We start from the raw sequence: 15840 nt of genomic DNA on the forward strand, positions 1-15840 counted from the left end.
AATGTTTTAAAGAAGCATCTTGATTATGGGCTTTGTTTTAAATGCATCTCTTTAAGATAAAGACATTCTCATTCAAAAGAGTGATTAAAGATCATATGCATAATTTACGTTCCTTTTGATAAGTTTTCATATTTTTAATAGAGCACTTGTAATATGATACATTTTGTATATACGCATTCATTACTCCATTGTAATTGTAGGTGGTTATTTTAATCATAAGAATCATTCTTAGAAAGCCGCGTCATATCAGTTGGCACGGCTTTCTTTTTGAATTCTCTCTTTTATGATGGGTTTATAGCCATAAAGAAGGCACCCCCATACCTATTTTTATTCTGTTTTATCAATAATCTTAACGACATTATTGTTTTCATAAACCTCATAATTTTTAGGAACTAACTTTGCTTTGCTTTTTGTGTTGATTGTTGCATTGCCATAGACAGATCCATAAACCTCACAAGAGCCACCCACGCGCGCATTGCCATAGACCTTGCCATAAATCTTTGCACGACCATTAATCACAGCATAATTATAAATTTTCGCATGGCTATAAATGCAAGCAGAGCCACAAACTTTGGCATGACCATAGACGCGTGCATAACTAAAAACCGTAGCATCATAAGAAACATGGGCATGGTCATAAATATGAGCATCAGCAAGAACGCGGGCAGCACCACTCACATGAGCATTGCCATAGACAAAAGCATTGTCATAAATCTTTGCATATTGAGAGATAAAAGCCTTGCCATAGAAGAGTCCGCGCAGCGTAATAAACCGTCGCTTTTATGAATTTTTTGCCGGACGTGCTGTAGCAGAAGTAACAAGATGTGCAGAAACTTGGGCAAAGCGCGCGTTGATTAATCCTACTTTCTTAATCCAAGAAGTAGTAACAGAACTAAAATCCCATCATAGCCAAAAAATTGAGCCGGTCTTAGTATCCGGCTCTTTTATAGAAATTCTAGCCCCCATTGCAGAACATCTAGGTGTACCTTACATCTTGGCCACAAAACTATTGCATGATGGGCAAAAATATAATGGCCGTTTCGTCCCTCCGCAAACGATCGGCGTTGGAAAAGCGCTTGCGATTCAGGATTTTATTGAAAAACATGGTGGTGACCTTAAGAACTGCTGGGCCTACGGTGATGATATTTCCGATGAGCATATGCTGAAGCTTGTAGGTCATCCTGTCGCTGTTATTGGCGATCCTTTGCTTGAAGCGTATGCTCACAAGCATGGTTGGCGCTGTTTAAATCTACCTAAAGAATCACAAACTCTAGCATTCTCCTCTAAAAAGGTATTTCCTTTTAATGAGACGTCTTTACATGAAATATCAGTTCTTTAGTTATTCAACCTAATCACAATAAACTTTAAGGCTATCTTATTATTTAAACAATTTAATAATACTCAATACATTAAACATAATACAGTAATACATAATGCATGGCTAAAAATAAACTAGCTGAATATTAATGATTACAACTTCAGGTATAGAAAATGCTAAACGAAATGATAAAAAACACGACCGGAATTTACTCACAACAACAGAAACGTATTTTAGTCACAGGAGGCGCTTGCGGCATCGGTAAAGCAATTGTTCTAAACTTATTGAAAAATGGTCATAAGGTAGCAAGTGCAGACATCATTGACATAGAACTACCAACCTCCATCGATACGGCAAGCTTATGTAAATTGATTGTTGATATCCGCGATAAAGACGCCATTGACTCTTCTGTCCATAAGGTTATCTCAGAATTTGGTGGTCTTGATGTCTTAGTTAATGTAGCAGGCATTTGTTATAGTGGCGATCCAGAAACAATTGATGCTCAAGAATGTGCTGAAACATTTGATGTGAATATTAAAGGAATGTTCTATATAACAGCTGCTACTTTACCCTATCTAAAAAAGGAAATTCGCGCCGATATTATAAATATTTCATCCATATGGGGTGTAGAATACAATCCTTCTTTAATTTCATATTCTTCTTCTAAATTTGCTGTAGAGGGCTATACTGGTGGGTTGCACTTATGGGGAATGCCACAAAATATTCGTGTTTGTTCAATCCAAGTTGATAAAGTTAATACGGATTTTCGTCGCAATTTTAAAGGATTCCCAGAGATACCTCCAGAGAATCTTGCCAAAATGCTTCACCCAGATGACATTGCTTCCGCGGTCAACTTTATTCTTTCCTCATCTAATACCGCACAAATTTCTTCTATACGTCTCGATGCTCCACTTTGGTATCAAGTATAAGGATCTATCCAATGAAAATCACGCCCAGAATAGCTCTTGTCTTAACCCTCGTAGGAACCTTTTTTTGGGGTTCCAATTTCCAAGCCACTAAGATAGCTTTAACGACTGTTTCTCCATGGACGGCTTCTTTTGAGCGGTTTCTCATTGCCGTAATCGCCATATTTTTAATTATGATTTTCAAAGAAGGCTTGCGGTGGCATGTTTTATCGCAAAATTTTATTTCTTATATTTTCCTAGGGATTATCGGTGTGGCAGGGTTTAATGGCGCTTTATTTGTTGGCTTGCAAACGTCAAATCCCATAACAGCCTCCCTCATCATGGCGACAACCCCTATTAGTGCTAATATTATTGAAGCTATCATGAATAAATCTTTCCCAACCTGTGAGAGGGTTATAGGGATGCTCATTAGCATGTTCGGGGTCTATTTAGTCATAACAAATGGGAGATTTTTGTCTAACCATGTTTCCTTTGCCAAAGGAGATATTATGATTCTTTTAGGTTCCATTGGTTGGGCGTTCTATACCGTGGGCACGCGGTCATTTGTCAAGAACGCAACCCCGCTTGAAACAACAAGCTGGACGATGCTCTCTGGCACCGTCGCCCTTGGCGTCCTAACCTTTTTATTCGAATCTCCTCTTCAAGAAACGATGTCTATGTCCGGCGCTAGTTTATTCGCACTCCTTTGGATAGGGGTTGCAGGATCAGTTTTAGCCTACCTATTTTGGAATATTGGAATAGCGATCCGAGGTCCGGGTAAGACGGCGATATTTTTCAATTTTGTACCTATTTCAGCCTTATTGGTGCAAATCCTGTTCGGCTTCATCCCTCAAATCATGCAAATCATAGGCGTTTTTGTTACGATTTTTGGAGTTCTAATCGGACAAGGCTATATATTCAGCTTACTAGGATCTAGAAAAGCCGTTCCCAATGCGCATAAAGAGTAATATACTTTTTAAGATGAATGGAAATTGGCGTGTTATTTTTCGCTTTATCGGAACAGATGTGGAGCTTGTTGATTATCAAGATTACCATTGATGAAAGGAATGAAAACAAATGACGCATAACCCCGCCCATTCTAGTGAAGTTCTAAAAGTAGCTTTTTTAGAAGAAATGGGGATAACAATACAAAAATTAGCGTATCATCTTCATATAACAAAATACGTATTTATTGTCAAATAATATTTTATCTTTTTTTGATATTTTTTTGTATTTTTTAAATACGTTGTGTATTGATAATATCTTATGATTATGAATTGCTTCTTTTATATTTATATGCGTTTAAAGCTATATTATGGGCTTTCTGAAACGATTGCGTTATGTTTTGAATCTATACATCTATAATATTTAAAAACGCTCTCATAATGCGTATTTTTATCTTTATAACCTATCAGTTTTTTTACTAAATGAATTTAAATTTTTTTGTGAATTTTGTTTATAATACATTTAAAATTTAATAGCCTTTTATAGGGGCTGTCTTTATAATCAATGCATTCATTTGCATTTTTGCTTTATTTAAACAAAGCTACTGTTTTTACGCATTTTCTATAGCTGTTATATGCTTTACAGCCACCGCATCATTTTTCATTTTCATAAGAGAAACGATAAGTAGGATAATTGTAATTTATAGACTGTTATGAAAACATCTAAAGAGAGATTGACAATTATAGAGATTAGAAAAATCCCTTTTAATAGACCGTGTCAGTTTTGTCAGTCCTTTTTAGACCCTATAATTATTTTTTTAATGAGTAAAATAAAAACATTATATTTCAATAGGTTAAGATTTTGTAGATCTTAAAAAACAACCTCTATTGATAATACAAACTCTAAATTCAACCAATAATATACGTTTTGAGGGGGTTTTGACGATTTTTACACCTTCAAAACCTATAAGTAAAATGAATACATATAACTCTCTTTAAACAAAGCTTTTGAAAAGGATAAAGCACTCATTTTAGATTACGATATAATCTTTTAAAGGCAATGTAAAAAAATCTAATTCACTTTAAGAGTGGGTTTCTTAAAAGTCTTAAAGCAATCCAAAGTAGAGTATCTAAAAGTGCAAATGATTTCTTTTTAGAATAACGCATATAAACATTCCTTTTAAAGATTGTATGTAAGCAATTTATAAAGGGGGGGGGTATAGAACCTATAGGTATAAGACCCTATACCCCTTATGAGTTTATCATACCCATTATGTAAGCATGCTTTATAAGTTATTCAGTTTCTCTTAATACCAAATTTGGTAAGTTCTTAACGATTTTCATTGTTTCTAAACTCACGGTAATAACCCTTTGAAATAACTCTAGAGGGTAGGCAGGGTTGCCAACGGTTTCAACAGCATAGCGATTGGCATCATTCACAATGCCACTCTTTTTATCAGTCTTTACACATTGACGCCCCATAACCCATTCAAGAGCAGGTTTACCATTGACGATATACTCATAAGCTTCAAGAGGGATATTTGTTATTGTGATATTGCTGTTATAAATAACAGTGGTTTTATCTTTCTCTTTAGCTGCTTTTGCAAATTTCATTTCAGTTACATAATAAAATTTTTCGGGATTAGAGATCTTTGTCAGTTTTGGATTACCCTTTTTAAAGGTCACTGGATAAGGCTCTACCGTTTCATAATTCACGTGCAAATGACTAAGTCTCACGCCCTGCTGTCACAAACTTCCAAAAATCATCAGCAGTTTTTACGCAAGGGATACGAGGTAATTCTTTGCATAAATTATCAGCATAATGACCACGATAAGCTTCTGAATGTAAGATCCCGTAAACGTAATAAAAGGTATCGTTTTTTGTTATAGTTTTAGTAAGATCTGTAGAGAGATGCTTCTTCAATCTGTTTTTATACTCTTATCTGTTTTTTTAGCTTCTTATCAGGCGACAATCAATGGAGTGTCTCTTGTTGTCTCTAATATGTAACAGTTCCAATAAATCAGATTATTCTATGAATAAGAGGCTTTACTTTATCTTCGAAATGATATCATATACGCCACCTTAAAATTAAGAAGCGTATAATGCGTATAATTGTCATTTAACAGTGTCATTGTAAAATCTTCAAAAGTGGGGGGATAATATGGTTTGTGCGACCAATAAAGCGGGTGTATACAACACAGTCTACGCTTTTCTCTCAGATTTTATAAGTATTATTCTCATCAAAAGATTAAAAAATTGTTACGCGATTGGCGATTTTTTCTGTGATGCTGATGATGTGGTTCATTCTGTGTTTCACTTTGAGGGCACAATGAATGGGTAGGTTTTTTTTCACTTTTATTTTTGCGGTATTTTTGTGCTTTTTTTCATTGGCGAGTTTTGCAGAAAGCATTCGAGAGCAAGCGATTGATCAATCCGAGAGGATTCAACGTCAACAAACGCAAGAACAGCGTTTTCAACGATTGCATCGCAGAAACGCAACGCATGAGATTTTATTACAGGATGATAATGAATCTACGGTATTTCAAAGCGATTCAACCCCAAAAAACTGTTTGCTGATCAAAAGCATTGAATTTGTTGGTGCTCAGTTGATTTCTCTCACCCACCTTCATAACACCATTTCCTTTTGGGAGGGGCGGTGTCTTGGTATTGCTGAGATCAACAAAGTGCTTAAAGCGGTAACCAAGCTTTATATGAAGCGCGGCTATATTGCGGTGCGGGCTTATTTACCAGAACAGGATTTAAGGGGTGGGCGTCTTAAAATTGTTGTTGTTGAAGGACAAGTAGAAGATATCACCCTGGAGGGTCATAAAGTTGAAAGGCAATATCAAGGGGAAATCATTACGGCTTTTCCAAATTTAGTGGGTCAACCTGCTCATCTGCGCTCTATAGAACAAGGGCTTGATCAAATCAATCGGCTTTTTTCTCGTCATGCAACCATCAACCTTGGTGCTGGGGATGCACCGGGTGGTTCTATTCTTGATATTCATATTGATAAACAGAAGCCGTGGTTGTTTACACTTTCCAGTGATAATCTTGGTGCTAAAGCAACAGGGCTTTACCAAACGCGCGTGAGCTTTTCTTTTGATGATTTGTTAGGGATCAATGATCAATGGTCGTTTAGTTATCAGCGTTCCATGAATGGTGGTCCGTATCATTTTTTCGGCAAGCGTCCCAATAGTGATACGATAACAGGTTCATTTTCCATTCCCTATGGCTATTGGACGGTAGGTTTTGATGGCAGTTGGAGCCAATATCATTCGAGTATTAAAGGAATATTTTCCGATATTATGACTTCGGGTAAGTCTTTATCGCTGACGCCATGGCTTTCACGGGTTATTGACCGTGATCAAGAGGGAAAGACATGGATTACAGGGCGGTTGACGTGGAAATATTCCGATAATTTTATTATGGGTAGCCGAGTTGATGTTTCCAGCCGTAAACTGGCTATTGCAACCTTAGAGCTTGATCATTCGCGCAAATGGATGGGAGGAGAGCTAAGCGCTCATATAGGGTTTCATAAGGGTTTGGCGATTTTGGGCGCTTATGATGATAAAGAGCAAGAAACTTCGACAAAAAATGCTCCCAAAGGGCAATTTTCAAAGTTGTCTTTTTCTTTAGGGTATGCGCGTCCTTTTTCGCTCAAACAGTATAATTTTCGTTATAACACGTTGCTTTCAGGGCAATTGTCACCTGATACGTTGTTTAGTTCAGAACAACTGTCCCTTGGCGGGAGTTCATCTGTGCGTGGGGTGCGTGAGGCGGTTTATTACGGCAATAATGGGGTGTTCTGGCGCAATGAATTGTCACTGTTGTTGCCAGGTTTTTCTTCGAAAATGGGGCGTAGATTTATGAGCCAATTCGCACCGTATATGGCGCTTGATTTAGGGATGGTCGCCAATGCTCCCCTTAGAAACAGTTTTGGCGGGAGCCTCGTTGGGACAACTCTGGGTTTCCATGCAAGCGGAGAGATCTTGGATATGGATCTGTCTTATTCAAATATTTTAACCCAATCGACACCGAGAGAGCAGGGGAATGCGACAGGGTTATTTCAAGTACGGACATTATTGAGATTTTAGAGCAAAGGGGCGGTTAAAAATATCGTCTAGCTCTTTATACCCATTGGGGTGTTTTTACAAAGATATAGAGGCTTTTTGAGGAGATTAAGATGCGGGGATTGAGAAATCAAAAGCATAAATTGGGATATGGATGTGCGCTAGGGCAGCATATTCTTGGTATTTTGCAGCGAGCGGCTCACAAGGGGCTTTCTCTCGTTTTAAGTTTTAGTTTAGCTTTTCAGCCTTTGTTCGTGCAAGCACAAGCAATTGGTGCACAAAGATCACCCGTTCAAGAAGCTCAAGGGATTAAAGCGGCCGATGGGGTTGGCTCACTTTTCCGCCCCACGGTGAGTGAAGCCAGCAATGGCGTACCGCTTGTTGATATCGCGCGCCCCAATGGGCAGGGTCTTTCTCATAATAAATATGACAGTTTTAATGTTGATGCTCATGGCGTGATTTTAAACAATTCAACTGAGGAGGTTTCACGCTCACAGCTTGGGGGATTGGTGCTTGGCAATGGAAATTTACGGGGTACCGGTGCTGCAAAGGTTATTCTCAATGAAGTGATCAGTGCCAATCGTTCACGCCTTGAGGGTATGAGCGAAGTTCACGGGCATGCGGCAGATGTTATTATTGCCAATCCTAATGGAATTACCTGTAACGGTTGTGGCTTTATCAATACGCCACGGGTGACTTTGTCGACGGGGCAGCCGATCATTGGCGCTAATGGGGCTTTAAGCGGTTTGCGTGTTGAGGGTGGGGATATCACCATTGGCGCCAAAGGCGCTGATGGGCGCACATTGGATATTTTTGATCTGGTTTCGCGCAAGATTAGCGTTGCAGGTTCCATCCAGGTCAAAGGGGATTTAGCTGTTATCGCGGGGCGCAATCATTTTGATTATGACAAACGCGAAGCAACGTCTCTTGGTTCAGATGGCAAAGAGCCGGAATTGGCCATTGATTCCAGTGAGTTTGGTGGCATGTATGCGGGTCAGATCCGCGTGCTTGCCAACGATAAAGGTGCTGGCGTTAAAATGCGGGGAGACATGGTTGCCAATGCAGGCGCCATGAGACTAACCAGTGATGGCAAGCTGGTGATCACCAAAGCCCGTGCTAAAGGAGCCGTGAAGGCTCACTCTCATCACGACAGTGTGCATGTAAAAGACTTATTGTTTTCAGAAGAGGCTGTTTGGCTTAAGGCTTTGAAGCATGTTGAATTAGCAGAACATACACGGGTTGCAGCGAGCGGTGCTGTTGATGTGCGCGCCGATGTGATCAAGCTTGGATCTGATGCTCTGTTGGCAAATGGCGTTGGCAATGATGGCCAACAGTCAGCGACTGGTTCTTTGCACTTACAAGCAACAAAAATTGAGGCCGGGAGGGGGCGAATTGCGGCTGGTGCGCTTTTACAGATCAATGCTGCGTCTATTGATCTTGATCGCTTGCAAGACAACAATCAGACAGGGATCTCTTCTCTTGGCGATTTGATCATTAAAACCAATAAAATCAGCGCTTTAAACAATCATATGGGTGCCAAGGGGAATGTTGTTTTGAAAGCGGATGATGTACTCACCATAGGGGCTGGTCATTATAGTGCTGGCGGCTCTCTTTTGGTGGAAGCGGCAGAGCTTACATCACATGCGCGCTTAGTGGCAGAGCAAAAAGTTGATATTTATGCTCGTAGCGGTGATTTGGTCCAAGAAGGCATTGTTTTGTCCAATGGGGCGATAACACTGGATGCTCATGGTGCTCTCACTCACAAGGGTGATATTGTCAGTGTGCAGAAGGTTGCTTTGACAGCTGGGGGCATGCTCACAACCAGCACGAATAGTACGCTTTTGGGTCATGATGTGGATTTGAGCACGACAGCTTTGACGCAAGCGGGAGCTGTGGAAGCGCAAGGGGGGGCGCTCACCCTTCAGGTGCGTGATGGGGTCATCAATCTTGGCACCATGCGCGGTGAGAGTGTTAATGCCCGTGCTGGTGCTTTGAAAAATCAAGGGCTGTTGATTGCCAGCAATGATTTACACTTAGTGATCAGCCCACAAAGGGGGACGAATAGCCAACAAGCTATTCTTGAAAATACATCTGGTGCAATTCTCCAAAGTGGGGGCAGTTTTGTTTTGTCTGCAGGGCAATTGCGCAATGCTGGCGCACTTGGCTCTAGTGGTGATGCGGTTGTCCTCAATGTGAGTGGAGATCTGAGCAATCGTGGGCTGATTTACGCCAAAAAATCTATGGACGTATCTAGTGATGGTAATTTAACCAACACACAGGGCAGAATTATTGCTGAGGAAGCTCTCAGCATTGGTGGGCTGAAGGAGGCACGTGCTGGTCATGTCAACAATGAGGCAGGTCTTCTTAGTGCTTTAGCCGGTGAGATGAAGCTTATAGCGAGGTCTTTTGTCAATAAAGGCGCTGAAACGACCAATTCGAACCAACAAAACCCTACACATGATGAGGGTGCACATGTTTTAGCGCGGGATGGTTTGCACATTGATGTGGGCAGTTTTGAGAATGTTGATGGTCTCATTTCTACGCAAGGAGCAGTCAATGTTGTTGCAGACAGTGTGATCCAAGCAGGACGCATGGAAGTTGAGCGTGGTGATCTTCAACTAACGAGCCATGGTGATTTAAGCAATAGCGGTACGATAGAAAGCAATGGCGGAATTGCTTTGCATGCGCAAACAAATCTCAAGCAAACAGGGCGCATTGTTTCCAAAAAGCGGATAGAGCTTTCCAGCGATGGAACATTAACAATGGGCGAGACAAGTGAAGTGGGTGCCTATGATGTCGCATTGAGTGCGGGCACGCTTACCAATACAGGTCGCTTAGAAGCGCAAGGCGGAGAGCTTCGTCTCAACAGCCATGGTCTTTTAAGCAATTTCGGTACCATGGTGGGGGGTATTGTTGATGCAAAGCTTGGTTCTTTAACAAATTTCGGAAAACTTTTAGCCAATGGAGCTTTGAGGGTTGTCGCAGAAAACCATGATTCATCTCTGGGGCAAGCTGCTCTTGTTTTAAATGCTGAAGGCGGGGTTCTCAAAAGTGGTGGCGCTTTTGTTTTGACGACAGATGCGTTGAACAATGCCGGCAGCCTTGGTTCCAGTGGTGATGCGGTTGCCCTCAATGTGACGAAAGATATGAGCAATAGCGGGCTGATTTATGCCAAGAAATCCGCAACGCTCTCCTTAGATGGAAATTTCGTCAATAAGTTTGGCGATGTCATTGCCGAAGACAATCTCATCATCCGCGGTTTAAGGGGAGAACGGGCTGGTCACGTGATCAACAGTTCGGGGCTTTTAGAAGCTGTCTCAGGCGATATGACCTTCGATGTCTCAGCTCTCACCAACATGCGTGAAGGTGGGGTGGAGGTGACCGATAAAGTGGTTGGCCATAGTTACGTGCAAGGAGAATGGGAAGGCATTCCAAATCTTAGACACGAGCATATCAAGAAAAATATCGATACGACAGTCATTCGTCAGCAGGCACATTTTACCAATAATGCGGCACAGATTTTAGCAGGGCGTCATCTCACGGTTCATGCTGGTGATATCCGCAATAGCTATAGCTTGATTTCTGCCAATGGCAACATTGAGATGCGAGGCGATACACTGCTCAATGAGGGGCGTGATTTAATCGAAACAACCAAAATTGTGACGACAACGCATCGCAGGAAGAAGAAATGCAGACCCTGGAATGGATTTTGTAAATTCGGAGGCATTACTGATTTAGGAAGCACGACTTCTCACAAAAAATTCACGCGCACCTATGATGCGGTTTATGGCACGATTGAAGCGGGGGGAACGCTTGATGCCAAGGTGACAGGCTTTATTGACAATCATGCGGTGCGTGAGGGGGTTGAGCAAGTTGGCTTAAGCTCTGGTGATAAAGGGTTAACGGGGATTAAAACGACTGAAACGGATGGATCCCCCCTAATCAGTGATGATCGATTAGAGGGTATTATCAATGGTTTGACGGGGCATAAAGCGCTTTTTACATCTCAGTCTCAAACAGAGGCCCTAGAAACGATACAAGTTCCCACGCAAGATGGTCCTGGTTATGTAAAGACAGAACTTGCACAGACCCACACACCAGATGTGCCGTTTTTAGTTGAGACGCGTCCAGATTTTATCAACCCTAGCAAATTTTTGGGCTCTGACTATTTCCTCAAAAGGGTTGGCAATTATAAGCCTGAGCAAGTGTTTAAAAGGTTGGGGGATGCCTATTATGAATATCGTTTGGTGGGTGAGCAGATCTTTGAATTGACAGGCAATCGTACTCTTCTTGATGTTGAAGATCCCAATGCTCAAATGCAAAGGCTTTATGACAATGCTGTGGAGCAGCAAGGGCCATTAGGGTTAGAGCTAGGCAAGTCCTTAACGCCTCAGCAAATTGCCGGGATCAAAAAGGATATGATCTGGCTTGAGACGCATGTTGTAAACGGGCAAGAGGTCTTGGTGCCTCGCGTTTATTTGGCGCCAAACACTTCACTCACGCAAGATATTTATGGGGCAAAAACGCAGCAAGCAAGTCTCGCCAGTGCACACTTAAAAGGCAACGGCGTGACTTTAGATGCGGATCGTTTCACCAATAGCGGCACTATCTTAAGTGATGATGCATTGCATGTTTCGACCACGAAAACTTTGTTTAATGATGGTGGTTTTTTGCTTGGCGGCGGTGCTGTCGATCTCAACAGTGGTGATCTTTTAGTCAACTCTTCAGGGGGTATTCTGGGGAATATCATCACCCTCAATGCGAAGACCATCATTGATGGGACTGCAAAAATCCGTGACACGAATGAATATGGTTTTGTTGATCGGATCGGGCAGCAGGCACAAATCATTTCTATACAGGATTTGAATATTCACTCCCTTGATGATTTAAGCATGAGTGGTGGGCAATGGAGCAGTGGTGGACCGATGACGGTTATTGTTGATGGTTCCGCTACATTTAGCTCATTAGTGCTAGAGAGTGATAATAAACAGACATTGGAAAAAGGACATTATAACGCTCAAAGCAGTCTTCATCATTTGGCTGAAATCAACAGTGATGAAGATTTGACCATTGTTACAGAGGGTGATCTTAACCTGGGGGGAAAATTTAAAGCCAAGGGCAATGGAAATTTCACCAGTGGTGGGGCTCTCAACGTGGTTTCAGAGCAAAATTTTAGCAGTTTTGATTTGGATCTGAGAGGCAAAGAAGGCGACAAATCCAAGCAAAAGAATAAGTTTCGTCAACAATCAACGGAAGTTATCACAAACAAAACCACGATAGAAACAGAGGGCAATCTCTCTATGCATGCGAAGAAAGGGGATCTTACACTTGATGCCGCAGGCTTGAAAAGTGGTGGTAAGACGCATCTAGCGGCAGAGGGGAAGATCAAGTTTCTGACCAACAAGGATCAAGATTTTAAGGACACGTATCAGCGGAATGAAAACCTTGTCTGGTGGAGTGAGAGCGATAAAGGCTATCTGAATGAGACTATCGAGCATGTGACCATCGAAGCTGGTGGGGGCATGAAGCTTGATGCGGGCAATGGCTTTGTTGTTGAATATGAGACAACGGGTGATTTTGACAAATCCCTTGAGCAATTGGCACGTTCTCCAGGACTGTCATGGATCAAGCAATTGCGTGATGATCCAGAATTAGCCAAGCAAGTTGATTGGCAGGCTGTTAAAGCTGAATTTAAAGACTGGGATTATAAAGCCCAAGGTCTGACAGAAGCTGGTGCTGCTTTGGTTGCATTGGCTGTCACGGCTGTCACGGGTGGGGCAGCGTCCACAGCGGCGAGTGCTATTACTGGTGCTTTGGGGCTTGGCTCGAGCACGGCCATGAATGCCGCAATACAGGCAGGGGTTCAAGCACTGATTAACAAAAGTGCTGTGGCTCTTGTGAATAATCGCGGCAACATTGCCGGTGCCCTCCATGAGCTTGGCTCATCGAAGAACATTTTGGGCATTGTCTCGTCGATGTTAACAGCAGGCTTAACCAGCCAACTAACCGAAATGGCTGGTGTTGGGCAATCCTTGCCCAAAACGGCTCCTCTGGTTGATCGCATCACCCGTGAGGCGGAAAAGAACTTGATCAAAGCCGCCATTGGTACGGGTGTGCAAACGGCTCTTGAGGGTGGCTCTCTTGACAAGAACTTTTTTAACAATCTGCGCATCGCCTTGTCTGATACGGTTGGCAAATCGTTAGCGGAAGAAATCGGCACTGCTAAGGCAGAGGGCAAAATAGACACGGTCACACAGATCGTTGCTCACGCCGGTCTTGGCTGTTTAAAAGGCGCTGTTGCAAGTGGTGCTTGCTCTGCTGGGGCGATTGGCGGTGCTGTGGGCGAAGCCACCGCTATGCTCCAGTTTAAACTGTGGATGCAAAGCATTGTGAAAGAGGAAATGGGGGATCTTAATGGTCGCACCCCAACCGCAGAAGAGCAAGCCCGCATCACTGCAAAGATTGATGCGCAGTTTGCTGACTTTAGAGACCGCACCATTGATGTAGCGCGTGCTGCCGGCGGCTTTGCTGCCGCCCTTGCTGGTGGCAATGTTGATGCCGGCGCCGATGCCGCTGGTAATGCCGCTGCAAATAACTTTTTGAGTAGCGCCCAACGCGCCCAGATGAAGAAAGAGTTAGAAGAGTGTTCTGACGATCAGTGTCGAAGAGATGTTGCCGAAAAATGGCTTGAGATTGATGACCAACAAGATGTGTTTCTTACGGTAGGTACTATGTCTGGTCTCATTGCCGATATACCAATGAGTCTACACGAGTTCGCTGATAGCGCTATGAAGAATATAATGTTAGAAATAATAATATTTGCTAGTAATCCATGGGGGAGCGGTAAAAAAACTCTTAACGATATTGAAACAGCAATGTCTTGGGCGGTGAGTGGACATATGATTGATGATGTCTGGGAAGGTGCTGGTCAATTCTGGGGAGGTGTTAAGGATTCCTTTATAGGGCATATAGATCACATAAAAGAGAATTTTGAAAAAGCGGGAGTTGACGGAGCTTTTAATGCTGGTTTTGAAAGCGGAAGATTATTAGCCGGAGGGCTAGAAACCTTTGTTGGAGGTGCTGGAGCCGTCAAGGGGGGCGTGAAGCTTGGCGAAAGTGCTCTGATCAAATTCATGATGAGGAAAGATTTTGCCCAATTCGCGTCCAAGAAAAATCTTGCAGAGCTTGCAGCTCAAGGAGATTCTATCAAACTTGCAGTGAAGAAAGAATTGACCAACCTTGCTGCTCAAGAAAAAAAGAGTTGGTTAAAAAAGAAACCCATTAAATTTACCGATAGTAAATTTGGTCAGACAAACAAAGTCTATCAGAGAGACGATTTATTTGATCCTAACCAAATTGTTAAATGGAGAGAAAACAAAAAAGAAGTGTGGGGCACCAATGTTGAGAGAATGGAAGCAGGAAGAGCACCTATAGGATATGATGGTAAGTCCGTTGAGTTGCATCATCTATCGCAAACGCCTGAGGGCCCCATAGCAGAAACTAGTAAGGAATTTCATCAAAAATATACTTCTGTGATTCATAATAATCCTCAAAAATATCAATCGCTTATAGAGAGAGAAAAGTTTAAAAAATGGAGAGAGGAATATTGGAAGGAACGCGCTAAAGGGTATAGAGAACAACAAAACAATAGTTTAGGAGGAATAATCAATATGAAATGGGGTATCATAGGTCTAGATTTTAACAGATGGGGACAAGAGCATCAACAGTAATGCTCTACGGTTGATGAAAAGAGAAAAAATAAAAACTTATAGAATAATTGATGGAGAATAATTAATGAAAACTTATACCTTAGATGATGTTGAAGTATTAATTGATAAAGTGAATAAATACGATGATGAGATTATTAATTTGGGTAGTGAAGATGATGAAACAGATGATCTACGGATTGAAAAGGCGGAGAAAGCTCTCGGTTTACAATTCACCTCGTCTTATAAAGTTTTTTTAAAAAAATATGTAGGAGGGGAAATTGGTGGTGAAGAAATCTATAGTCTTTATAAGGAGTGTGGAGCAGATATTCCGGGTGGTGATATTGTTTTTCAAAACTTAAATGATAGAAAACGTGGTTTTACGACACCAGAACAGCTTATCGTTTGTGATGCTGATTTTGGCGAAACCTTTTATTTTGATTATACACAGTTTCGGGATGGAGAATGCCCACTTTATGTCAGGCTTCCATCTGAAGATTGCGAATATTACGCGAGCAATTTTTATGAGTTCCTTTGTAAAAGAATTATAGTACATGCGGGAGAAGAGATACTTGATGGTGATCAACCGATTGAAAAGACTGAGAATACTCCCAGTCCACAACCTATCCCTTTTTACAAGAGCCTTTGGAAAAAACTATGGAGGAGATGACATTGGTAGTGATGAAATATATAGTCTTTATAAGTATTGAGGAGCAGGATTCCTAGTGATGATATTGTTTACTGCAACTTAAACGATAGAAAAAAGCTTAGTAGAACCACAGCAGCTCGTTGTGAGTAGAACTTGATTTTAGTGAGACATTGTTCTCCGATTACTCTCAATTTTGGGAGAGGAAGTGCTCACTTTTAAGTAAAAAAGATCCTGCCAAACTTGC

Annotated in this window: 6 protein-coding genes and 4 pseudogenes; 8 read left to right on the top strand and 2 right to left on the bottom strand. The window is 41.7% G+C overall.

The window, feature by feature from the left end:
• Positions 1-327: 327 nt before the first annotated feature.
• Positions 328-777: pseudogene (locus CER18_RS08650) on the bottom strand (hypothetical protein); the annotation flags it as partial.
• On the opposite strand from CER18_RS08650, the gene CER18_RS08655 reads away from it, so the two are divergent.
• From CER18_RS08655 to CER18_RS10750, 5 genes and pseudogenes are all read left to right on the top strand, one after another.
• A complete protein-coding gene (locus CER18_RS08655; RefSeq protein WP_100129600.1) occupies positions 767-1339 on the top strand; it encodes an HAD family hydrolase in 573 nt (190 codons plus the stop codon). The pseudogene CER18_RS08650 and the gene CER18_RS08655 sit on opposite strands and share 11 nt — an antisense overlap.
• Positions 1340-1503: 164 nt before the next feature.
• A complete protein-coding gene (locus CER18_RS08660) occupies positions 1504-2247 on the top strand; it encodes an SDR family oxidoreductase (RefSeq protein ID WP_100129601.1) in 744 nt (247 codons plus the stop codon).
• Between the two features lie 11 nt (positions 2248-2258).
• Positions 2259-3191 (top strand): DMT family transporter, encoded by a 933-nt coding sequence (locus CER18_RS08665; protein ID WP_012231667.1) that lies wholly within the window; start codon positions 2259-2261, stop codon positions 3189-3191.
• A 13-nt stretch (positions 3192-3204) separates the two neighbouring features.
• Positions 3205-3282: pseudogene (locus CER18_RS10575) on the top strand (type II toxin-antitoxin system RelE/ParE family toxin); the annotation flags it as partial.
• A gap of 18 nt (positions 3283-3300) precedes the next feature.
• Positions 3301-3405 (top strand): annotated as a pseudogene (locus CER18_RS10750) (HigA family addiction module antitoxin); the annotation flags it as partial.
• 1055 nt (positions 3406-4460) lie between these two features.
• Here the strand turns inward: CER18_RS10750 and CER18_RS08675 are convergent.
• Positions 4461-5061 (bottom strand): annotated as a pseudogene (locus CER18_RS08675) (type ISP restriction/modification enzyme); the annotation flags it as partial.
• Positions 5062-5501: 440 nt separating this feature from the next.
• On the opposite strand from CER18_RS08675, the gene CER18_RS08685 reads away from it, so the two are divergent.
• The 3 genes from CER18_RS08685 to CER18_RS08695 all read left to right on the top strand — a co-directional run bounded on the left by CER18_RS08685 (position 5502) and on the right by CER18_RS08695 (position 15617).
• Positions 5502-7265: a ShlB/FhaC/HecB family hemolysin secretion/activation protein gene (locus CER18_RS08685; protein ID WP_100129603.1), complete on the top strand. Its 1764-nt coding sequence runs from the start codon at positions 5502-5504 to the stop codon at positions 7263-7265.
• An 89-nt stretch (positions 7266-7354) separates the two neighbouring features.
• On the top strand, positions 7355-14971 hold the full coding sequence (locus CER18_RS08690; RefSeq protein ID WP_100129604.1) for a DUF637 domain-containing protein: 7617 nt from the start codon (positions 7355-7357) through the stop codon (positions 14969-14971).
• A 64-nt stretch (positions 14972-15035) separates the two neighbouring features.
• Entirely contained in the window at positions 15036-15617 is a 582-nt protein-coding gene (locus CER18_RS08695) for an SMI1/KNR4 family protein (protein ID WP_100129605.1), read from the top strand.
• Positions 15618-15840 lie beyond the last annotated feature (223 nt).

This window comes from Bartonella tribocorum (assembly GCF_002777915.1).
Classification (GTDB): Bacteria; Pseudomonadota; Alphaproteobacteria; order Rhizobiales; family Rhizobiaceae; genus Bartonella; species Bartonella tribocorum_A.

Coding starts and splice junctions, on each gene's coding strand:
- CER18_RS08665 (WP_012231667.1), top strand. CDS start 2,259: ATGAAAATCACGCCCAGAATAGCTCTTGTCTTAACCCTCGTAGGAACC.
- CER18_RS08685 (WP_100129603.1), top strand. CDS start 5,502: ATGGGTAGGTTTTTTTTCACTTTTATTTTTGCGGTATTTTTGTGCTTT.
- CER18_RS08695 (WP_100129605.1), top strand. CDS start 15,036: ATGAAAACTTATACCTTAGATGATGTTGAAGTATTAATTGATAAAGTG.
- CER18_RS08690 (WP_100129604.1), top strand. CDS start 7,355: ATGCGGGGATTGAGAAATCAAAAGCATAAATTGGGATATGGATGTGCG.
- CER18_RS08660 (WP_100129601.1), top strand. CDS start 1,504: ATGATAAAAAACACGACCGGAATTTACTCACAACAACAGAAACGTATT.